Below are 21,031 nucleotides of genomic sequence, written 5' to 3'. Positions count from 1 at the left end.
TGTTCCCCTGTCGAATGGTCGGCGGAATCACTTCTGCCGCAGTGTCTTCATGACGTTCAGGTAGAGCGTCATGGTCTTGGCCCACAGTTGCTCCGACATGCCCGGCAGCGGCGCGATGGGCAGCACCCGCTGCACCGCGATGGTCTGGGTGTCGATGTATTTCAGCAGGCCCTCGGGTCCGTGGCGGCGACCCGTGCCGGAGATGCCGAGTCCGCCCGACGGCGCGGCGACCGAACCCCAGGCGGCGATGAAGCCCTCGTTCACGTTCACCGATCCGGCGTTGACGCGGGCGGCCACCTCGCGGCCGCGGGCGGTGTCGCGGCTCCACACGCTGGCATTGAGGCCGTAGGCGGTGTCGTTCGCCTGCGCGACGGCCTCGTCGTCGCTGTGCACGCGGTACAGCGACACGACCGGTCCGAAGGTTTCCTCGCGGTAGACGGTCATGCCTTCGCGTACGCCCTCGAGGATGGTGGGCTCGTAGAAGTACGGGCCCAGGTCCGGGCGCGCCTTACCGCCGGCGAGGACGGTCGCGCCCTTGGCCACGGCGTCATCGACATGGGCGGAGACATTGTCGATCTGGCGCGGGAAGGTCAGCGACCCGATCTCGTAGCCGAAGTCGAGGGTCTTGCCGAGCGTCAACTCCTTGGTGTGCCCCACGAATTCGCGCACGAACTGGGCGTACACCTTGTCGTGCACGTAGATTCGCTCGATCGACTCGCACAGCTGCCCGGCGGAGGCGAAGCAGGCGCGCACCGCGATCTTGGCGGCGGCGGAGACGTCGGCGTCCTCGAGCACCAGCAGCGGGTTCTTGCCGCCCAATTCGAGCGAGTAGCCGATCAGCCGCTCGCCCGCCTGCTGGGCGATGGTGCGGCCGGTGGCGCTGGACCCGGTGTAGTCGACGTAGTCGGCGCGCGCGATGACCTCGGTGCCGACGACCGCGCCACGCCCGAGCACGGCCTGCCACAGACCCTTGGGCAGGCCTGCCCGCTCGGCGATGTCGATGGCCCACAGCAGGGTCAGCGCGGTCTGATTGTCCGGCCGCCCGATGACGGCGTTACCGGCGAGCAGCGCGGGCAGCGCGTCGGAGGCGCCCAAGGCCAGGGGGTAGTTCCACGGCGAGATGACCGCGACCACGCCCTTGGGCCGGTTGCGCACCTCCACCTGGGTGAGCACCGGCATGACGCCGCGCGGCTTGCGGTGCGCCAGAATCGATTTGCCCTCGGCGGCGTAGTAGCGGGAGTTCACCGCGACGTCGGACACCTCGTCGAAGGCGTGCACCCGGGACTTGCCGGTCTCGAGCTGGACGATGTCGAGGATGGTGTCCTGCTCGGCCAGCACCAGATCGTGGATGCGGCGCAGCAGGGCGGCCCGTTCCCCGACCGGGACCTTCGCCCATTCGGCCTGCGCGGCGCGCGCGGTGGCGAAGGCGGCCTCGATATCGGTGACCGAGGATTGCGGCAGGTCGGCAATCTTGGCGCCGGTAGCGGGCGCGAACACCTCGACCGAGGGCGCACCACCCGCGACGGCATGGCCGAGCAGGCGCTGGACCAGGTCAAAAGGCAGCGCATCGGCGGTGGCGAGCTGCGGGGCAGTCGTCATTGGTCGCCCTCTCGAAGAGTCGGATCCGGTGGAGCTCACTATTAACTGAACACCAGTGTTACATGAACACCAGTGTTAGATTAATAGACGTGACGCATGCGATGTCAAGCCCTTCGGCGGACAAGACCACCCCCGCCCGCCGCGGCCGCCCCCCGCAGACGGAGCAACAGGCCGACCAGGTGCGCGCCCGCATCGTGCTGGCGACCGCCGAGGTGTTCGCCGCGCACGGGTCCCGCGGGCTGAGCGTGGCCCGCATCATCGAGCAGGCCGGACTGGCCCGGCCGACCTTCTACCGGTATTTCGCCAATGCCACCGAGCCGCTGCACGCGGTGCTCACCGTCTCCAACGACGACCTCGTCGGGGGCATCCGCTCGGCCCTGGAACGCACCGAGGAGCCAGTCGAGCTCGGCATCAACATGATCGAGGCGTATCTGCACTGGGCGGGCGGGCACGGCTCGATGCTGGCGCCGCTGTTCGCCGAACTGCACGATCCGAGTTCACCGGTGTCGGAGTACCGGAATCGGGTGGTCGACGACATCCGGATCCTGGTGCGCAACAAGATCACCGGATTGGGTCGGCCCGCCCCCACCGACCTCGAACTCGACACCGCGCTGCACACCTGCGAATACGTCGTCTTCCGCATCTCCGCGGCCGCCCCGAACGGCGAGCCCGACCAGGCCACCATCGACGCCGCCCGATTGACCATGATTCGCGGCGTACTCACCATGCTCGGCACCCGCCAGGACGTGGAGTACGCGCTCACCGTTCCGGGATTGTTCGAATCCGTCTGATCCGCGCCACCTCGCCGGTGGACCCGGGCGGGCGGTCGAACGACATACGCCCTGAACCGCTTCGAGGCGGGTTCAGTAGGCGTCGAGGTGGGCTTCGATGGCCTTGACCGCGGTGCCCGCGCCGTCTTCCTGGGCGATCCGTTCCGCGAGCCGGGTGGCGTTGTCGCGGTAGAAGCTGTCGGTGGTCATCGCGTGCAGCGCGGAGACCAGGCCGTCGACCGAGAGTTCCCGCTGCGCGATGGTCGCCGGGCTGACGCCGAGTTCGCGCATCCGCCGCGCCCAGAAGCCCTGGTCGGCCTGGCCGGGGACGGCGGCGAACGGCATGCCCGCGCGCAGGCTGGCCGAGGTGGTTCCGGCGCCACCGTGGTGAATCGCGGCGGCGACCTGCGGGAACAGCCAGTCGTAGGGCACGCTGCCGATGGTCATGACGTCGTCACCGCTGATATCGAGGTTCATCCAGCCCGTCTGCACGAGTGCGCGGCCACCGAACCGCCGCAGCGTCTCGTTCAGCAGCTCCGAGAATTCGGCGCGACGGTCGCGGCCTTCGGTGGTGCTGCCGAATCCGACGAACACCGGGGGCGGGCCGGCTTCGAGGAAGTCCACGAGTTCGGTGGGCGGCTCCCAGTCGAGGGGCCGCGGCGGCCACCAATAGCCGGTGACCTCCAGCCCCGGGCGCCAGTCCACGGGCCGCGGCGACACACTGGGCGAATAGCCGTGCAGCACCGGCCATTCCGACGCGGTGCGCCGCCGCCGCAGCGTGCGGGCGGACACCTTCGGCAGCCCCAGGTCCCGCCGGAATTCGGCGACCGGTCCGCGATACACGGTGTCGAACAACCATGCCCCGACATCGGCCGTCAGCCGGTTCCGGAACCCGCCGAAGTCCTTGTCCCCGACCAGACTCGGCGGATGCTGCGTGGTCGCCGACAAAGGAAACAGCCGCAATCCGATCGCCGGAATCCCCTTCGCCTCGGCGAGCTGGAACCCCGAGAACTCGGTGATCGGACTGAGCAGCAGCGCATCCATCGGCTCGTCGACGAGCGCCTCGATCAATCCGTTCCCCAGAAACCGCTGCCCCTCCGGCCAGGCCAGCTTCTCCGGCACCACCAGATCCTCGTGGCCGCTCAGATCGACATTGAACGGATCCGACTCGTCGACCTTGACATCGGCCCCCATCAGCCGAAATTCGAGCCCCGCCTCGGTAATCAACTCGCGGAACAAGCAATGCGCGGCAACCACCACCTCGTGCCCGGCATCCCCCAACCGCAACGCCACATCCAGCAGTGGCGCCACGTCCCCCCGGGTCCCCATCGCCGCAATAACCAGCTTGCTCACGCGTCAACTCCTACCCGACGAGACCCGATCGATGTCACCCCTCGAATATCGAATGCGCACTGCCACTTGGCAACTGATCGAACGCCCCAGTCAGGCGTGCATCCGGAACCCGCCACCACCGGCCCGTCCACCACCCGCAGCCGGTACCCCTGGCGGGGGTATCCGCGGACGACGAGCACCCCCTGGAAATCCACTGGCCGAGCTCGCGGCGCCGAGTCCACAATCCAGCCGTGGCCATCACGGAAAGGACAGCGATCCGCATGAGCGCGGCCCTGCTGGGCCACCTCAACCTGGAAACCTTCCGCGGCCAGCCGCCTACACCTCCGCCAAAGCCGCCGCGGTGGCATTGAGCGAAAGCCTGCACGACGAATTGGCTCCGCACGGGATCGATGTGTCGGTGGTCTGCCCGCCGTACTTCCGGACCGGACTGTCCTCCTCCCTACGCGATGACGATTCGCAGATGGCATCGGTGGCGCGACGTGTTGATCGACAAGGCCGTACTCGACGCCGAGCAGATCGCCGCGGTCGCGGTCGCCGGGATCGACACACGGCGATTGCTGATCCTCACCGACACGGCCGGGCCGTCCTCGAACGGGCGATCGATTGGTCCGCGCTCACCCCCGCCGCCCAGTTGGGGCGGAGCGAGGGATCAGAGGCGCTCATGCCGAGTAGCCGACCAGGAACATCCGCACCGCCCGCTGAACAACCTCGCTGACCTGCTGCTCGGTGATGACCTCGCCGAGCAGCGCTCGTTCGCGCAGCTCGCCGTACACCAGCATCCCGAACTGTCGGGCCGCCGCGTCGGGATCGGGCACCGACAGGGTGCCCAGCGCGCACTGCTGGCGCACATAGTCGGCCAGGGTTGTCCCGAACCGGTCCATCACCTCGCGATACACCGCCGCCAACTGAGGAAAGCGCGGGACCTCGGCGATGATCAGCCGGTAGAAGCCCAGATGCTCGGGCGCGACCCAGTTTCGGGCGACTTGTTCACCGAACTGGGTCAGCACCACCTGGGGCTCGTGTCCGCATTCAGCCATTGCGATGGTGGTTGCCGTGTGGGCGCGCGTGGCCAGATCATCGACCACGGCGATCAGCAGGTCGTCCTTGCTCGGGCAGCGCGCGTAGATCGTCTTCTTCGACACCCCTGCCTGGCGGGCGATCCGTGCGACATTGGCTTGGCCGTACCCGTGCTCGGCGAACTCCGCTGCGGCGACGTCGAGGATATGGCGCCAACGTGTAACCAGCGCGGAGTTCGGCGGCCGGCCCGGGCTCACCGGCCGCGGGCGAGGCCGCTCCGAGGTGGCGCTCGTTCCTGTGGTCATCTCCCGACCCTCCCATATCGCACCCTTCGCAACCAACGCATCCTTCGCAGCCGAACAATCCTTGACAAATGGAACCTAGGAGTTCCTATACTAGAAAGGAACCCAGCGGTTCCAATAATATAGATCCAGGCGACACGAGCAGGGCAGTCACCGGTACATGACAGCCCGAATCCGCCCGCGAGGGGTCTCGCTGCTGCTGGATTCGCATCCGAATTTCAAACCAGCCGGCCCGACGACCGGCTGGGTAGGAGGACCTCCGAACATGGTTGAAGATCCCTTGGCGACCGCTCGCGCCGAAGTGCACGGCTGGTTCTTCGAGGACTATCTGCCCCGATGGGTCGCCGTCGCTGCCGGCCTGTCGGCCGATGGGCCCGAGTTCATTCACGATTACTGGGGCACCCCGATGCACGTAGCCGCGGCGGGGCATTCATTCTGGTGCTTGGACAACGCGGCAGTGCTGGAGTTCCTGGAAATCAATCACGCGCCGCTGCGCGACTCTGGTTACACCCACACCGTGGTGCCCGATCGACGAGTGACGGTGTACCACGCCGCAGGCGCGGCGGTGGAAGTCATCTGGTCACGCCGACGCGCCGACGAGAGCGAAGTGCAGCGCTTGGCCGTGCATTTCGAGATCGCCAAGTCCGATTCTGGATGGCGCGTGGTCGGAGTCCAAGCCACCGACACCACAAGCGACTCCCTCGCCGAGATCTGGCCGCAGCAATCGCTGGAGGAGATCGTGAGCCATGGCTGAGTCGACCTATCCGGCGTTGATCATGCCCGAGGGCGTCGAACGCGAGACGGTGACGATTTGGAGCAATGGGATCGCGCTCGACGCGGACATCTACCGGCCCGCACCCATTGCATCGGAAGCTCTTCTGCCCGGTGTCGTACTGAGCCACGGAGCAGGAGGCAGTAAGGCCACCACCGAACGCTATGCCGCTCTGATCGCCTCGTCGGGCATGATCACCATCTCGTTCACCCACAGCAGTTGGTTCGGCTCCGGCTCACCTTCGCAACTGATCGGCAAGGCTCCCGAACTCGACGAGCACAACGAGGCGACTGTGCGAGTGCGATTCATCCGGGATCTACTCGATCCGTGGGCGTGGACTCAGAATGTGCGCGCGGTGCTGGACTACCTCGAAGGTGAACCGCACGTCGATCCGGACCGGATCGGATTGTGGGGCACCAGCTTCGGCGGTGGCGTCGCCATTCATGCCGCCGCCGATGATCCTCGGATCAAAGTGCTGGCGGTACAGGTGCCCGCCGTGGCGCTACGACGCACCCCGATGTGGGGGTTGGCTCGCCAGCGTGCGATCGCCACCGCCCGTGGAGACTTCCCCGCCATCCCCCAAGGCGTGGACCAGCTACCGGGCTCGGACGGAACTCCCTACCTGGCGGCGCTGGCACGCTTCGATCCGCTGCCACAGGTCGACCGGCTGCGGATACCGACGGTCATCATCGACGCCGGCGAGGAGGAGCTGTATCCCACCGTCGACAACGGGCAACTCGCCGCCGAGACGATCAAGTCCCACGGAGTGCCCGTGGAGTATCACGTCATCGCCGGGATCACCCACTACGGCATCTATTTCGACGGCTACGAGTTCGGCAGCCGCACCGCGCGCGACTGGTTCGAGCAGCACCTATGACATCGTTCTCGGCTCGAGGCCTGCGTGTAGCGACGGCGCTGGGAGAGCTGCACGTGCACGACGCCGGCACTATCGGCGGGCCCACCGCGTTGCTGTGGCCGAGCCTGTTCACCGACGGGCACACCAGCTGGGGCGCGCAGCTTCCCGCCCTGCACGCCCTCAAAGGACGCACGTTACTGGTGGACCCCTATGGCACCGGTGAAAGCACTGCCGCGGCAAGACATTTCACCATGGAGGAGTGCGCCGACGCGGCGCTGCAGGTACTCGATGCCGCCGGCGTGGACCGCGCCGCGATCCTGGGCTTGTCCTGGGGTGGTTTCGTCGCGCTGCGCATAGCGCTCTCGCGTCCGGACCGGGTGGCCGCACTCGTGCTGTCCAACACCAGCGCCCGAGCCATGCCGTGGGCGGTGCGGCAGCGAGATCGTGTGCTGGCAAAGCTGGTTCGGGCCGGTGTCCCGACCGGCCTGGGCACGATGGTGGCCTCCGGCATGCTCGGTGAGACCACTCAACTCCGCAATCCTGAGCTGGCCGCGAACATCGCGGTGGGTGTGGATCGCCTCGACCGCACAGGGCTATCGCGGGCGATGCGCTCGGTCCTGGCCGACCGCAGTGACATCTCCGCCGCGCTGCACACGATCCGCGCACCCACTCTGGTACTCGATGGGGCGGAGGACCGCCAATTCGCCCGCCATCACTCCCGAGACCTGGGCAGGTGCATACCCGGAGCCCGGCTGATCGTGTTGCCTCACGCCGGGCATCTCGCGCCCCGCGAGGCCGCCGAGGAGGTGACCGCGCACATCGAACTGTTCCTGACAGACCTGAACCCCTACTGACACGACCGGCGCGCATACCGCGCGCGGAAAGGATTCACCGATCATGACCACACTGCGCTACGAGGTGTTCGTCAGCGACGGCGTTCCCCGCTCACGACCCGAACGCCTGCCCGACGGCGGCGTCATCACCTCCTCGCCCCTGGCCACGACCTTGATCATCGGCGAGCACGACGCCGTCCTGGTCGACCCGCCGTTCACTCACGACCAGATCGAACAGGTCGGGGACTGGGTCGACGGGTTCGGCAAGAACCTCACCTATATCTATGCCACCCACGGACACGGTGACCACTGGTTCGGCACCGCGGAACTGCTCAAACGTTTCCTCAGTGCGATCCCGTACGCCACCGAGGGCACCATCGAAGTGATGGCCGGAAATGCCAAGTTTCGCGAATTCGTCTGGGACTCCGACTTTCCCGGGCTGATCCCGGACGCACCCCTGGTGTACCAGCCGATTCCCGAGGAAGGGATCGACCTGGAAGGACACAAACTCATCGCCGTCGAAGTCGGCCACTCCGACACCGACGCCACCACGGTGCTGCACGTGCCCTCGATTGACCTGGTCGTGGGCGGAGACGTCGTCTACAACGGCGTGCACCAGATGCTGCTGGAAACCGGCGACGACGGGCACGGCTTCGACGCCTGGCTCGCCGCGCTGGACCAAGTGCAAGCTCTGGCCCCGCGCGCGGTGGTCGCGGGCCACAAGAACCGTGCCCTGCCGGACGATCCAGGCATCATCGAGCAGACCCGCCGGTACCTCATCGACGCGCGCGAACTGCTCGAACAGAGACCGACCCCCCAGGAATTCTTCGATCAGATGATCGCCCGCTATCCCGACCGGCTCAACGTCGGCCCGGTCTGGTACGGCAGCCACGGTCTGCTCGGCGTTCCCCTGCCACGCTGACCCCAGCGTACGAGTTCTACCTCTGCCCCGTCGGGGCAACAGTTTTCAGCAACGACGCTGCAGGAATTCCTATGAGAGCCACCCCGAACCGCACTGTGCTGTCTGTCCTGACGGCCGCCTGCACGGTCTGCACAGCCACAGTCGCCCTCGCATCACCGGCCCGCGCGGCCCCGGACTACCCGGTGCCCTACGGACTCACCGCCGGTCTACCCCATTTCACCGACCAGTCCTCCCCACCAGGAGCCAATGACTGGAACTGCCGAACTACCTCCGAACACCCCGAGCCGGTGATCCTGCTGCACGGTCTGACCGCCACCCAGGCTGCGGACTGGATCACGATCGCACCGCTGCTGGCCAACAACGGATACTGCGTGTTCTCCCTGAACTACGGCATAGATTCCCGGCTCCCAGCACCGTTGAACACGGTGACCGGCATGAAATCGATGATCGACTCGGCCACCACGGAACTGGCGCCCTTTGTGGATCGGGTACTGGCGGCCACCGGCGCCGAACACGTCGATTTCGTCGGGCACTCGCTGGGCACGCTGATGCCCCGCTGGTACATCAAGTTCCTCGGTGGCGCGAACAAGGTCGCCAAATCGGTGAACTTGACCCCGCTCAACGAGGGAACTCACGCCAACGGGGGCGCCCTGCTGGCCGCGGCGCTGCGACGAGTCGGTCTGTGGGACCAAACCCAGGAGGCTCTAACGAACCTCGGGATCGGCGCCTTCGTGCAACTGACCGCCGGTTCGACGTTTCTCGAGGAGGTTAATTCCGTCGACGCCTACCCCGCGACGATCGACTACACGTTCATCATGACCCGCTTCGACGAGATCGTGCTGCCGTTCACCAGCGGCTTCGGTCCCGCAATACCGAACGTCACCAACATCGTCGTGCAGGACCAGTGCCCTCTGGAGATCTTCGAACACGTCGGCGCTTCCGGTGATCCCGTTGTCGCGCAATACGTTCTGAACGCTCTGGACCCCGCTCACCAGATGCCCATCGACTGCTTCGGCCGTCCCCGCCACGGCTGAGGGCATCACCTCCCGGGGCCCGGTCACCACAACGCGCAAACGCGCCGCACCGTGGCCGGACCCCTTCACCACAATCCGTCTACCGCTCGACAAGGACGCTGTGATGACTATCGACCGGCCCCACCCGCGCCGAGATCCGGCGAACTCAGGACACGAGTTCGCCTGGCGGCACCTGTATCCCACTGGAGTGACCACCGAACATCAGGAGTTGCCCGCCACCCTGAGCCGCGCCTGGGACGCGCGTGTGCGCGAGGAACCCTATGCGACGGCCCTGATCTATTTCGATGCCATCCTCACGGTCTCGGAACTGGAGTCCCACGCGAGCGCGCTCGCGGCAGCGTTCCGCACCCGCGGCCTCGGCCCGGGCACGGTAGTCGGGATCTACTTGCAGAACATTCCCGCGTTCGTGATCAGCTTGCTCGCGGCGTGGAAACTCGGGGCGACGGCCCTGCTTCTCAATCCGATGTACCGGCGTGCCGAATTGCGGCGAATCATCGACGACTCCGGAGCCATCGGCATCGTGTGCCTCGACCGCGACCACGACGAAACCCGCACCACGGTCTCGGGCAGCGGCGTGCGATGGATCCTCACCGCCTCCGACCGTGACTTCCAGACAGAAGACGATCCCGAAGCGGTCACGGCCGAGGACACCGGTAGCGCTGTCGGTGACAGCAGTCTCGCCGACATCATCACTGCCACAACAGCACCCACCCTCGCGCCGGAGTCAGTCGGCCCGGACGACGTCGCTCTGCTGTGCTACACCTCCGGCACCACCGGCCCGCCCAAAGGAGCGATGGGCACCCACCGCAACATCCTGGCTGCTGCTCGCAACTTCGCCCTGTGGCAAGGCCGGCACGACAACGACCGGCATCTCGCAGTCGCACCGCTGTTCCATATCACCGGAGCCGTCGCGAGCGCCGCCACCGCGCTGCTGCACCGGGTCCCGCTGATCCTCATCAACAGAACCCGACCGGAACTGGTTCTGGACGCGATGCGCCGTCACCGGGCCACGACCACGATCGGCTCCATCACCGTGTTCAATGCCCTGCTGACGCTGCCGCACGCACGCGCGGAGGACATGCGGCATCTGCGGCTGGTCTACTCCGGTGGAGCACCGATACCGCCGGCCACCATCGAGGCGTTCCGGCGCCGGTTCGGGATCTATATCCACAACATCTACGGCCTGACCGAGACCGCCTCCGCTGTGATCGCCGTCCCGCCGGGAGCCACCGCGCCCATCGAACCCGCCGGTGCGACATTGGCGATCGGGATCCCGATGACCGGGATCGACACGCGAATCGTCGACCCCGCAGGGCACGTCCTGAGTGCCGGTCTCGCCGGTGAGCTACAAGTGCGGGGCCCGCAGATTACCCCGGGCTATCTGGGCAAACCCGACGAGACCGCGCATGCGCTGTCCGATGGCTGGTTACGTACCGGCGACGCCGCGATCCAAGACGAGACGGGCTGGATCTACCTGGTCGATCGGATCAAGGACCAGATCAACGTCTCGGGGTTCAAAGTGTGGCCACGCGAGGTAGAAGACGTCCTGTACGAGCACCCCGCAGTACTCGAGGCCGCGGTGATCGGCGCTGCGGACGCATATCGCGGCGAGAAGGTGGTCGCGTTCGTGTCCCTCGTCCCCCAGGCATCCACGAGCACGGCCACGTTGATGGCGTTCGTCGCCGAACGACTGGCCGCCTACAAACGGCCTCGCGACATCCACATCGTGCAGGAGCTTCCGAAAACCGTCACAGGCAAAATCCGGCGCCACGAACTGCACTCACCCCCGGACGACTGACCTCACCGGCGGACACGCTCACACGGACTCCGGCTTACGCGCCCGGTACTCGCGGTCGAATGCCACGAGCAGGTGAATCTCCTTGCACCGCAAATTCATTCAGCATCCGCCAGCCGGTCGGTAGACAACTACTTTCTCGTCGGTGAGTACGGTGCCCGCCGAACCGACCCATCCGGGCTCACCGCGACCGGCCTGGTGATCGGCGCGACAGCGGTGCAGTCGGCGGAGTCAGTGGCGGAGTTGTTCGGCGATCGACTGGACTCGGGCGCGCGTGATACCGGATCGGTGCTCGATGGCGAGCGGGTGGTCGGTGGGCTCGAGTTCGAGGAGGGGGCGGGTTCCGAGCGGCTGGGTGTGGAGTTTGGTTTTCAGGTTGATCGTTGTCGGGGCGTAGATGGGGATTTGGGTGGAGAGCCAGCCGAAATAGGGCGGTTCGTCGACTCGGGCGGGGTCGTCCCACAGCTCGGACATGCGGTGGAAGTTCGGTTCACTGAGCGAAATCCAGACGCCCCAGACGAATTCGTCGTCGCTGTCCAGGATGGGCAGGACGATGCGTGCGCGGACGAAGAAATGTTCGCCGGCGATGACGCACTGCTCTTCACCCAGAACACTGCCGGGCGCTTCGGCTACTTCGTCGTTCCAGTAGGCCGGCGCGGGAAAGGCGAAGCTGAGCGGCGGGCCGTCGTGGAGTTCATCGCAGCAGGTGCAGGCGAAAGTAGAGCTGGTCACAACAGAAGCGTAGGCGGGTCAGCCGATCGGTTGACGCGGGTGTCGGACGGATGGGCTGGGAGAAGGAGCCGGTGCACCGATTCGGGGGTGGGCGGGCGTGCAGAGCATGGAGGGGAAGGCAATTCGGTCGACGGATGGAGCAGCGGTGATGGGGACCTCGTGGTGGCGTGCTCGGGGAGTCCAGGTCGGCGTGGCGGCGCTGGCCGGGGCGGTGCTCGTGACCGCGTGTTCGGCCGAGCCGGAGGCGAGGGATCGCGCGGAGACGAGTCAGCAGACACAGAACGGATCGATGATGATGTCCGACACCAGTGGTTCGGGACCGGTCGACGTGCCGGTGGAGCAGGCGAACAAGGCGTTGCTCAGGGCGGCCGCGGACGGGGACGCGGACGGGGTTCGGGCCGCGTTGAATCACAAGGCGCAGGTGGAGACCCGGGATGGGTCGGGGCGGACTCCGTTGATGATCGCCGTGCTGGATGACAATGTGCCGGTGGCCAAGGTGCTGATGGAATTCGAGGCGGATCCGGACGCGAAAGATGATCGCGGGGAGAGCCCCTGGGTGAATACCGGGGTCACCGGCAGCGTCGCCATGATGGAATTGCTGCTGCCCGCGCAGCCGGATCTGACCTTGCGGAATCGGTTCGGCGGCAACGCGCTGATCCCGGCGGCGGAGAAGGGCCATCTCGACTATGTGCGAGAGGTGTTGCGGCAGACCGATATCGACATCGATCACGTGAACGATCTCGGCTGGACCGCGCTCCTCGAAGCCGTCTACTACGGCAATGGCAGCGCCGTGTACCGCGATATCGTCCGGGTGCTGGTGGACGAGGGCGCAAACGTCGCGATTCGTGATGCCAAGGGCCGCACGGCGTATGACCATGCGGTGCGTCGCGGGTTCACCGAGATCGCGGCGATGGTCAAACCTGCGTGACGTCGTGCGGCTGGACGCGTTCGAAGTGGATGGCGGGGTCGGTGATCTTGCCGTAGCGCAGGGCGGGCAGGTCTCGGAGGTAGTTCATGTGGAGCTTCCAGGGGGTGCGGGTGCCCTGCTTGGGCAGGATGTCCAGGGAGCGCAGAACATAGCCGGGCTCGAAATCGAGGAAGGGAGCCGGGCCGACCGCGGGGTCGCGAACCGGGGTGGCCTTGGTGTAGCCCTCGGCGTCCATGTGGCGCAGCAGCCGGACCACGTATTCGCACACCAGGTCCGCCTTCAGGGTCCAGGAGGCGTTGGTGTAGCCGATGATGAAGGCGAAATTGGGGATGCCCGAGAGCATCATCGCCTTGTAGGCCATGGTGTCGGGGAGGTTGATGTCGTGGCCGTCCACGGCGAGGGCGACGCCGCCGAACGGGATCAGGTTGAGCCCGGTGGCGGTGATGACCATATCGGCGTCGAGGTCGCGGCCGGATTCCAGGCGCAGACCGGTCTCGGTGAAGGTGGTGATGCGGTCGGTGACCAGGTCCAGCTTGTCCTGGCGGATGGCGCGGAAGAAGTCGCCGTTGGGGGTGAGGCACAGCCGCTGGTCCCACGGCTTGTAGCTGGGGTTGAAGTGGGTGTCGATATCGAAACCCTGGGGCAGCCAGCGTTGCTGCCAGCGGCGGATCCAGCCGCGCATGCGCGTCGGATAGCGTTGCGACAGTTGGTACATCGCGGTGCTGATGGCGACATTCTTGGCGCGAGCCGCCGCGTACGCGGCGCGGGTGGGCAGGATCTTGCGGAGACGGACCGCCAGGTCGTCACGGGCGGGCATGGAGATGATGTAGGACGGGGAGCGTTGCAGCATGGTCACGTGGGCGCCCTGCTCGACCAGCGCGGGACCGAGGGTGATCGCGGTGGCGCCCGAGCCGATGAGGACGACCCGTTTGCCTGCCACATCGACCGACTCCGGCCAGTGCTGCGGATGGATGATCGGGCCCGAAAAGCGTTCCGTGCCCGGGAAGTCCGGGGTGTAGCCCTCGTCGTAGCGGTAGTAGCCCGAGCAGCTGAACAGGAAGTCCGCGGTCAGGGTGACCGGTTCCCCGTCGTGGTCGGCGGTCACAGTCCAGCGGTTGCGCGGCGAGGACCATTCGGCCCGCACCACCCGATGCCGGTATCGGATGTGGCGGTCGATGTCGTTCTCGGCGGCGGTGTCACGCAGATACGCCAGGATGTCGTCGCCGTCGGCGATGGCCTTCTCCCCCAGCCACGGACGGAATCGATAGCCGAGGGTGAACATGTCGGAGTCGGAGCGAATGCCCGGATAACGGAACAGGTCCCAGGTGCCGCCGCTGGCCTCCCGCGCCTCCAGAACGGCGTAGGAGCGTCCGGGAAAGGCGCGCTGCACATGATAGGCGGCATCGATGCCGGACAGTCCGGCCCCGACTATGAGCACGTCGACGTGCTCCGGCATGGTGGCCATTCCCCCAGCGTATTCTTCGCGCCGCGAGCGCAGTGCCCGATGCCGCTACGAACGGGACAAGAATTCTCCGATCACGCCCGCCACCCGGTCCGGCGCCCCCTTGTCGATACCGAAGTGGTCCAGGCCGGGCACGGTGACGCGCTCGTTGTGCGGGATCACCGAGGCGAGTAGCTCCTCGTCGGAGGCGGTCCATGCCCGCCGGTCCCTGTCCCCGTAGACGAGTAGCACCTCTGCGCTGATCTCGGCGTAATTCCGGTACGTGCTGTCGAACCGCGCGTACTGCCGATGCTCGACCAGATTCTGCGGGAGCTGCGCGATGACCTCGTCCTTCTCGGGCGCTTTCATCATGATCGGCATCATGCGCCGGAACATCCACCGCGGCGTCTTCCGGACGGCGTCCGGCCCGATCGCCCGCAGGAACTCGATGAAAGCCTCCAGGGGTTTGCCTCGGTCGAGGTATTTCTCGTAGGCATCCATCCATCCCAACGGCATGGACCCGTTCACCGACAGTCCCGGCTCGTACACCGCGACCTTCGCGATCCCCGTGTTCTTCCGCGCCGCCTCGAGCGCCACGAATCCCCCGTAGCTGTGCCCGACCAGAAATGCCGCGCCCGTCTTGTCCTGGAGTGCGCGCACATCCGCGCAGTCGTCCTCGACACCGTGGCCGGGGCGCTGCGGTCCGCTCTCCCCGTGCCCCCGCCGCTCGATGGTGTGCACGGTGAACGCGCCGGCCAGGGCCGTCGCGAACCGCTCGTATCCGCTCGCCAGGGCCAGCACTCCCGGAATCACGATCACGGCGGGCCCGCTGCCCCTGCTCAGGTACGTGATCCGGGTCCCGTCCTCGGACACCACGGAGTCCACGCTCGGATCAGCGTCGAAATCGACCATGACAAGCCCTCCCCTGGTCGGGCCGCCCGGCTCAGAAAGGCCGCGGCGACAGCGGCATCGAGCACCGCTCACGCTACGCCGCCCCGGCCGCCACGCCCACGCCCGACAGAACTCCGCACCCCCGCAGCGTGTCCCGGCCCCGGATCACTCCCGATTACGCAGGCCGCTCGCCCGCAGGACGCGGCGCGCGATGCCCGACCGGATGGATTCCTCGGTCCCGAGGATCCGCACGTGCTTCCGAGCCCGGGTCACGGCCGTGTACAGCAGCTCTCGGGTGAGCAGCGTGGATTCGGGCCCGGGCAGCACCGTCGACACGGTGTCGTACTGACTGCCCTGGCTGCGGTGAATCGTCATGGCGTACACGGTGGTCACCCCGGGGAATTGGGTGGGATGCACCAGATACGGCTCGGTGCCGCGCTGCAGCGCCGCGCGCAGCGTCCCGTCGGGCGCGCGCACGATGACACCGGTGTCGCCGTTGTAGATCCGCGCCTCGTGGTCGTTGGCGGTGACCAGCAGCGGCTGCCCCGGATACCAGTGCCCGGCACCGGGATCGGCGCTGATCCCCGCCCCGATCACCCAGCCCGCGGCCAGCCGGTCCCAGCGTTCGACACCGGCCGGACCCTGCCGGTGCGCGCACAGCAGACGATGCGATTCGAGGGCGGTGAGCGCGGCGGTCGCGTCCCCCTCCAGCGCCGCGTCGGTGGCTTCGTGGGCGGCCCGCAGCACATCCGCGCGCACGCCGGCGATGTCGTCGGGCGCGTGCAGCGACAGTTCGTCACCGCCGTCGGCGAGCAGGGCGAGCGCGCCGTCGGCGTCACCCGCGCGAATGGCGACCGCCAGCTCCGCGATCCGTCCGCCGAAGCGGCGTCCGCGTGTCAATCGGACGATGCCGCCGCGCAGCCGTTCCCGTTCGCGCCCGGACAGCGCGTCCGGATGCGCGGCCGTCGCCCGCAAGTCCCCGCCGAGAATGCTGTCGAGCGCCGGATTCGCCTGTCCCGGAACAGGTCCGGCCACCAGGTCGGCGAGCACCGCGCCCGCGTCGACCGATGCCAGCTGGTCGGGGTCGCCGACCAGGACGAGCCGCGCGTCCGGCCGGACCGCGGGCAGCAGCCTGCTCATCATGGTCAGCGACACCATGGAGGTCTCGTCCACCACGATCACGTCGTACGGCAGCCGATTGAACTCGTTGTGCTTGAACCGGCCCGCGCCGCCGCGCTGCCAGCCCAGCAGCCGGTGCAGCGTCGCGGCCGTGAGCTCGGGCAACCCGATCTCCCCGGCCTGCTCGCGCACCGCTTCCTGCATGCGCGCCGCCGCCTTGCCGGTCGGCGCGGCCAGCGCGATCCGCAGGGCGGGCGCACCGGGCACGGCCTGCTGATGCGCCACCAGCAGCGCCAGCACCCGCGCGATGGTGTGGGTCTTACCCGTACCGGGCCCACCCGCGACCACGGTCGTCCACTGCGTGGTGGCCAGCGCCGCCGCCAGCCGCTGGCGATCCGGCGGCTCGCCGGGCCCGCTGTGATCCGGGAACAACCGATCCAGTTCGCGCCGCACCAGTTCCGCGTCCACCATCGGATGCGAGGCGGCCCGCTCGGTGAGCACCCGCCGGATGGTCTCCTCCTGCCGGAAATACCGGTCGAGGTAGAGCAGCGGCCCGGCATCCCCCGGCGCGTCGATGAGCCGCAGCGGCCGCAACGGCCCCGCCGGACTACCCGTCACCAGCGGACTCACCCGCAGCGCCGCGATCACCGACTCGACGTCGGGCCACGGCAGCGTCGCCGGATCGATGGCCGATTCCTCGGTCCCCTCGGCGTCCACGCCGATCTCGTGCATGCGCCGCACTTCCAGGCACACCGACCCGGACCGCACCGCGCGCACCGCCAGCGCGGTCGCGAACACGACCGCCTCGGAGCGTTCCCCGCCGAGCCGCGCCAGCCGCAGCGCCACGTGCACGTCCGCCGCCGACAGCACCCCGGCGGCATTGAACACCTGCAGCAGCCCGGTGCCGCGCTGCGCCAACTGGATCGAGGTCATCGCACCACTCCCGTGTCACCGGCGAGCAGCGCCGACAGGTCCTCGACCAGGGCGGCGGGCGGATGCCAGTCGAAAACACCGCAGCCGTCCGGGGTGTCGGGCCCGACCATGCCGCGCACGAACAGGTACCGGATGCCGCCCAGATGCCGCGCCGGATCGTAGCCGGGCAGCCGCCACCGCAGATACCGGTGCAGCGCAACCGAATACAGGATGGCCTGCAAGGGATAGTGCGAGCGCATCATCTCCGCCGCCATGCGCTCGCGGGTGTAGTGCGCCACCGTCAGATCACCGACGCCGAGCCGGTTGGTCTTGTAGTCGACGACCAGGAATCGCGGCCCGTCCGTGCGCAACACCGCGTCGATACTGCCGGTCAGGTACCCGCGCAACGGAGTGTCGTCCAGGTGCGCGAGCTGGTCGGCGTAGGGCGCGAACACGTCGTCGGCGGGCAGGTGCCGCCGCAGCAGATCGGCGATGCGCGGCACCGTGACCCGCGCGGCGACCGGATCGTCGCCCCCGGCGAGCGGCAGTTCGAAATCGAGCTCGCTCAACCGATCCCGCGCCGAGAACCCGGCGAGCGTCCCGTCCCCGATCGGGGTGTGCATGACCGCCAGCAGCGCCCCCGAGAGCACGTCGGGGTCCGCGTCGAACATCTGCTCGTTCACCGCGTGCAGGCAGCGGGCCCGGATCTCGGCGGCCAGGTCGGCGGCGTCGGTGTCGACGTACTCCAGCACCTCGTGCACCAGGGTGCCGAACTCCGCGCCGTAGGGCAGCGAATTCATCAGCGAGGGCGCGGCTCCCGCGAACGCGCTCAGATCGTCGGCGAGCATCGCGGGGTCGGCCGGTTCGTCGGAGACGCCGCCGCCCTCGGGCAGATCGGCCGCGGGCAGGGCGTCGTGCGCGCCCGCGGTCAACGCCGAATAGGAGGTGCGTCGCCACGCCTGATCGAGCACCCGGTCGAAGCGGGCAGCGGCCAACGGCTCCGACGCCGTGGTCGTGTCGTCGTGCGGCAGTCGGGCGCGCGCGATCTCCCGCACCGGCTCGACGGCGATGACGCCGGGCTCGGCGGTCGACGCCCACTCCCGGATCCGTTCCAGCACTACCGAATCCGCGGGCACCGGCACCTTGTCCGCCACGGCGGGGCTGCCCGGTTCGCGTCCCAGCAGCATGCGGTGCAGGGGCGCGGTCTGGGTGTCGTAGGCCGGCGCCCACCACGCCACCACCTGCGCGCCGGCCCGCGTCAACGCCACGTACAGCAGCCGCAGTTCCTCGGCCTGCTCCTCGGTTTCGGCGCGCAGCCGCCGGGAGTTGTAGCCCGGCGCGTCGGAGCCGCCGACATCGAGGACGCGGCGGCCCTGCTCGTCGTGGAACAGCAGCGTCGGCGGATTGCGCAGCTTGGCCGCGTCCCACGCGAAAGGCAGGTACACGACCGGGAATTCGAGCCCTTTGCTGGCGTGCACGGTCGCCACCTGCACGGCCGCCGCGTCGCGGTCCAGCCGACGGCTGCGATCGGCGACGCTTCCGGAGGCCGGGTCGCGTACGCGGTCGGCCAGCCAGCGGGTGAGCGCGGACAGGCCCAGACCCTCGCGCAGGGCCGCGTCGTCGAGCAGCTGCGCGATCTGCCGCAGATCGGTGAGCTGCCGTTCCCCGCCTTCGAGGGCCAGCAGACGCGGCGCCAATCGGGTTTCGGCACTGAGCTTCTCGGCGACCGCCGCGAACCCGGCGCGGGCGAACAGCCGGGCCGCGTCGCGCAGATCCGCGCTGAGCCGGCCCACCAGATCGGGTCCCCCGGCGTCGATGTCCGCGGCACTCGCCCCGAGCAGCGCCGTCCCGGCCGCCAGCCGCACCCGGTCTCCGCGATGCGGCTGCTCCACCGCCCGCAGCACCCACAGCCATTCGGTGGCCGCGGGCGTCCCGAACACGCTCGCGCCGCCGGCCAGCACCGAGGCCACCCCGGCCGCCTCCAGCTCGGTCCGCACCATCTCCAGTTGCGCGCGATTGCGTACCAGCACCGCGATATCGCCGGGCCCGATGGCCCGTTCGCGGGGCGTCCCGGCATCGATGAGCACCCCGGACCCGAGCAGCCCGACGATATCGGCGGCCACGTCGACGGCCACCCGCTCCCGCTGCCGGCCCACCGTCGGATACCCGGACTTGTTGAGCGGTCCCGCCCCACTGCGCGGCAGGCATCGCAGCCGCAGCGGCGTCACCCGCTCGGGCGCACCCGACAGCCTCGAGAACGGCCGGGTCGCCGCCACCCGGTGCACGGTGATCTCCTTGTGCCCCAGGGCCGCACCGCCGTGCACGTGCTCGAGCGCGGCCAGCAGCCCCGCGTCGCTGCGCCGGTTGGTGGTCAGTTCCCGCTTGCTGTCGGCGTGCGCCACCGCGTCCAGGTAGCTGAGCACCTCCGCGCCGCGGAAGGCGTAGATGGCCTGCTTCGGGTCGCCGACCAGAACGAGGGTGGCGTGCCCGTGGAAGGCGCGGCGCAGGATGTCCCACTGCAACGGGTCGGTGTCCTGGAATTCGTCGACCAGCGCCACCCGATACCGGTCCCGGATCCGCCCGCAGGCGCGCGGGCCGTGCTCGGGGTCGGCGAGCACCTCGTGCAGCAGCACCAGCAGGTCGTCGAAGTCCCGCAAGCCCGAAAGCCGTTTGCGCCGAGCGGTTTCCACCCGAGCCGCCGACGCGAACGCGACTCGCTCGGCGGCCGGATCGTCGTCGCTCTCGGCCTCCGGCATCAGCAGTGCGTGCGGGTCGCCGACCGCCGCCGCGGCCAGTCGCTGCGCGTCGGCGGGACCGAACACCGATCCGCTGCGCGCGTACCGGCTCAGATACAGGTCGTCGGCGACCGTGGACACCACATCGGCGACGCTCTCGACCAGCCGCACCCCCGGGTCCTGCTCTCCCGACAGCCCCAGCTCGTCGAGCATGCGCTGGCAGAAGCTGTGCGTCGTGGCGATGGTTCCGGCATCGAAGTCCGAGAGCGCCGTCAGCAGCCGCTCCCGCCTGGTCGCGATCTCGCCCGGGTTGCCCTGTGCCAGATGCCGGATCAGCTCGTCGCTCGACGCGAGCGCCCGCTCCGGCTCGGCCAGCGCGGCCGCCACCCCGACGAATCGGTCCCGGGTGCGCTCCCGCAATTCCTGTGTCGCGGCCCGGCTGAACGTCACCAGCAGCAGCTCCGAGACGTCCACGCCCAGCTCGGCGACGAACCGCACCGCCAATCCGACGATGGCGTACGTCTTTCCGGTGCCCGCGCTGGCCTCGAGGACGGTCGTCCCCGTCGGCAGCGGCCCGGTCAGCTCGAACCGGTTCACCGAATCCGCGAAAGTCCCTGGTGCGTCGGCGGTTCCGAACGTAGCGCCCGCGGTCGCGGCACCGGCATCCGATCGCGGTGCCGCCGAGCCGTCATCCCACAGCCCTTGTCCCGCGGGTTCATCACCCGAGCGCGGAGAGACGCTCGTGCCGGCGGTATCCGAATCACGGTGCGGCTCCGACGGATCAGCGAGGCGCGATTCCTGCCGGCCGGTCGCCTCGGGAGCGGCGGCCCACAGCCCCTGCGGCCCGCCGGAATCGGCCTGCTCCGCGACCGTTTCGCGCGCGTCGGCACCCGAGCTCGGCCCACCCGGCGGTGCCGGTTCCGCCCGCAGCAGCCTGCGCGGCGCGGGCCGCGGGGCCAGGTCGGGATCGGTGAACGAGAACAGGTCGTCGGTCATGCGGGGCTCCCGGGGGCGGTCACG

Annotated in this window: 17 protein-coding genes; 9 read left to right on the top strand and 8 right to left on the bottom strand. The window is 68.5% G+C overall.

From position 1 onward, the window contains the following. Positions 1-27 precede the first annotated feature (27 nt). Positions 28-1,599: a succinic semialdehyde dehydrogenase gene (locus tag ABZ382_RS07035; protein WP_357085245.1), complete on the bottom strand. Its 1,572-nt coding sequence runs from the start codon at positions 1,597-1,599 to the stop codon at positions 28-30. An 89-nt stretch (positions 1,600-1,688) separates the two neighbouring features. On the opposite strand from ABZ382_RS07035, the gene ABZ382_RS07030 reads away from it, so the two are divergent. Further along, positions 1,689-2,390, top strand: coding sequence for a TetR/AcrR family transcriptional regulator (locus ABZ382_RS07030; protein ID WP_357085243.1), 702 nt, complete (start codon positions 1,689-1,691; stop codon positions 2,388-2,390). 72 nt (positions 2,391-2,462) lie between these two features. Here the strand turns inward: ABZ382_RS07030 and ABZ382_RS07025 are convergent, their stop codons facing one another. Continuing rightward, positions 2,463-3,722, bottom strand: a complete 1,260-nt coding sequence (locus tag ABZ382_RS07025; protein ID WP_357085241.1) for a glycosyltransferase — start codon at positions 3,720-3,722, stop codon at positions 2,463-2,465. A gap of 31 nt (positions 3,723-3,753) precedes the next feature. On the opposite strand from ABZ382_RS07025, the gene ABZ382_RS07020 reads away from it, so the two are divergent. Continuing rightward, positions 3,754-4,437: an SDR family NAD(P)-dependent oxidoreductase gene (locus ABZ382_RS07020; protein ID WP_357085239.1), complete on the top strand. Its 684-nt coding sequence runs from the start codon at positions 3,754-3,756 to the stop codon at positions 4,435-4,437. Here the strand turns inward: ABZ382_RS07020 and ABZ382_RS07015 are convergent. Then, on the bottom strand, positions 4,382-4,996 hold the full coding sequence (locus ABZ382_RS07015; protein WP_357085237.1) for a TetR/AcrR family transcriptional regulator: 615 nt from the start codon (positions 4,994-4,996) through the stop codon (positions 4,382-4,384). The genes ABZ382_RS07020 and ABZ382_RS07015 overlap by 56 nt on opposite strands. A 310-nt stretch (positions 4,997-5,306) precedes the next feature. Here ABZ382_RS07015 and ABZ382_RS07010 point away from each other — a divergent pair, with 310 nt between their 5' ends. The 6 genes from ABZ382_RS07010 (at position 5,307) to ABZ382_RS06985 (ending at position 11,256) form a co-directional block, all read left to right on the top strand. Beyond that, positions 5,307-5,795 carry a hypothetical protein gene (locus ABZ382_RS07010; protein ID WP_357085235.1) on the top strand — a complete coding sequence of 163 codons (489 nt, stop codon included), beginning with the start codon at positions 5,307-5,309 and terminating at the stop codon, positions 5,793-5,795. Continuing rightward, positions 5,788-6,690 carry an alpha/beta hydrolase fold domain-containing protein gene (locus ABZ382_RS07005; protein WP_357085233.1) on the top strand — a complete coding sequence of 301 codons (903 nt, stop codon included), beginning with the start codon at positions 5,788-5,790 and terminating at the stop codon, positions 6,688-6,690. The genes ABZ382_RS07010 and ABZ382_RS07005 overlap by 8 nt, the downstream gene beginning before the upstream one ends. Next, entirely contained in the window at positions 6,687-7,523 is an 837-nt protein-coding gene (locus tag ABZ382_RS07000) for an alpha/beta fold hydrolase (RefSeq protein ID WP_357085231.1), read from the top strand. Before ABZ382_RS07005 ends, ABZ382_RS07000 begins: the two co-directional genes overlap by 4 nt. 43 nt (positions 7,524-7,566) lie before the next feature. After that, positions 7,567-8,424, top strand: a complete 858-nt coding sequence (locus ABZ382_RS06995; RefSeq protein ID WP_357085229.1) for an MBL fold metallo-hydrolase — start codon at positions 7,567-7,569, stop codon at positions 8,422-8,424. A gap of 71 nt (positions 8,425-8,495) precedes the next feature. Then, positions 8,496-9,458 carry an alpha/beta fold hydrolase gene (locus ABZ382_RS06990; protein ID WP_357085227.1) on the top strand — a complete coding sequence of 321 codons (963 nt, stop codon included), beginning with the start codon at positions 8,496-8,498 and terminating at the stop codon, positions 9,456-9,458. Positions 9,459-9,666: 208 nt separating this feature from the next. Next, positions 9,667-11,256 (top strand): AMP-binding protein, encoded by a 1,590-nt coding sequence (locus ABZ382_RS06985; RefSeq protein ID WP_357085225.1) that lies wholly within the window; start codon positions 9,667-9,669, stop codon positions 11,254-11,256. A gap of 228 nt (positions 11,257-11,484) precedes the next feature. On the opposite strand, the gene ABZ382_RS06980 is transcribed toward ABZ382_RS06985, so the two are convergent. Continuing rightward, positions 11,485-11,985: a DUF2199 domain-containing protein gene (locus tag ABZ382_RS06980; RefSeq protein ID WP_357085223.1), complete on the bottom strand. Its 501-nt coding sequence runs from the start codon at positions 11,983-11,985 to the stop codon at positions 11,485-11,487. 148 nt (positions 11,986-12,133) lie between these two features. Here ABZ382_RS06980 and ABZ382_RS06975 point away from each other — a divergent pair, with 148 nt between their 5' ends. Further along, complete coding sequence (locus ABZ382_RS06975; RefSeq protein ID WP_357085221.1) at positions 12,134-12,913, top strand: ankyrin repeat domain-containing protein; 780 nt, start codon at positions 12,134-12,136, stop codon at positions 12,911-12,913. On the opposite strand, the gene ABZ382_RS06970 is transcribed toward ABZ382_RS06975, so the two are convergent. The 4 genes from ABZ382_RS06970 to ABZ382_RS06955 form a co-directional block, all read right to left on the bottom strand. Then, entirely contained in the window at positions 12,900-14,369 is a 1,470-nt protein-coding gene (locus tag ABZ382_RS06970) for an NAD(P)/FAD-dependent oxidoreductase (protein ID WP_357085910.1), read from the bottom strand. The genes ABZ382_RS06975 and ABZ382_RS06970 overlap by 14 nt on opposite strands. 54 nt (positions 14,370-14,423) lie before the next feature. Then, complete coding sequence (locus tag ABZ382_RS06965; RefSeq protein ID WP_357085219.1) at positions 14,424-15,266, bottom strand: alpha/beta hydrolase; 843 nt, start codon at positions 15,264-15,266, stop codon at positions 14,424-14,426. 144 nt (positions 15,267-15,410) lie between these two features. Continuing rightward, positions 15,411-17,297, bottom strand: coding sequence for an exodeoxyribonuclease V subunit alpha (gene recD, locus ABZ382_RS06960; RefSeq protein WP_357085217.1), 1,887 nt, complete (start codon positions 17,295-17,297; stop codon positions 15,411-15,413). Next, positions 17,294-21,007, bottom strand: coding sequence for a UvrD-helicase domain-containing protein (locus ABZ382_RS06955; protein WP_357085215.1), 3,714 nt, complete (start codon positions 21,005-21,007; stop codon positions 17,294-17,296). Before ABZ382_RS06955 ends, recD begins: the two co-directional genes overlap by 4 nt. Positions 21,008-21,031: the final 24 nt, after the last annotated feature.

It is taken from the genome of Nocardia sp. NPDC005825, assembly GCF_040630175.1.
GTDB lineage: Bacteria > Actinomycetota > Actinomycetes > Mycobacteriales > Mycobacteriaceae > Nocardia.
This window is presented reverse-complemented; position numbering and strand designations above follow the sequence as displayed.

Coding starts and splice junctions, on each gene's coding strand:
- ABZ382_RS07035 (WP_357085245.1), bottom strand. CDS start 1,599: ATGACGACTGCCCCGCAGCTCGCCACCGCCGATGCGCTGCCTTTTGAC.
- ABZ382_RS06995 (WP_357085229.1), top strand. CDS start 7,567: ATGACCACACTGCGCTACGAGGTGTTCGTCAGCGACGGCGTTCCCCGC.
- ABZ382_RS06965 (WP_357085219.1), bottom strand. CDS start 15,266: ATGGTCGATTTCGACGCTGATCCGAGCGTGGACTCCGTGGTGTCCGAG.
- ABZ382_RS06975 (WP_357085221.1), top strand. CDS start 12,134: ATGGGGACCTCGTGGTGGCGTGCTCGGGGAGTCCAGGTCGGCGTGGCG.
- ABZ382_RS06955 (WP_357085215.1), bottom strand. CDS start 21,007: ATGACCGACGACCTGTTCTCGTTCACCGATCCCGACCTGGCCCCGCGG.
- ABZ382_RS06990 (WP_357085227.1), top strand. CDS start 8,496: ATGAGAGCCACCCCGAACCGCACTGTGCTGTCTGTCCTGACGGCCGCC.
- ABZ382_RS07005 (WP_357085233.1), top strand. CDS start 5,788: ATGGCTGAGTCGACCTATCCGGCGTTGATCATGCCCGAGGGCGTCGAA.
- ABZ382_RS07010 (WP_357085235.1), top strand. CDS start 5,307: ATGGTTGAAGATCCCTTGGCGACCGCTCGCGCCGAAGTGCACGGCTGG.
- ABZ382_RS07000 (WP_357085231.1), top strand. CDS start 6,687: ATGACATCGTTCTCGGCTCGAGGCCTGCGTGTAGCGACGGCGCTGGGA.
- recD (WP_357085217.1), bottom strand. CDS start 17,297: ATGACCTCGATCCAGTTGGCGCAGCGCGGCACCGGGCTGCTGCAGGTG.
- ABZ382_RS06970 (WP_357085910.1), bottom strand. CDS start 14,369: ATGCCGGAGCACGTCGACGTGCTCATAGTCGGGGCCGGACTGTCCGGC.
- ABZ382_RS07020 (WP_357085239.1), top strand. CDS start 3,754: ATGTCACCCCTCGAATATCGAATGCGCACTGCCACTTGGCAACTGATC.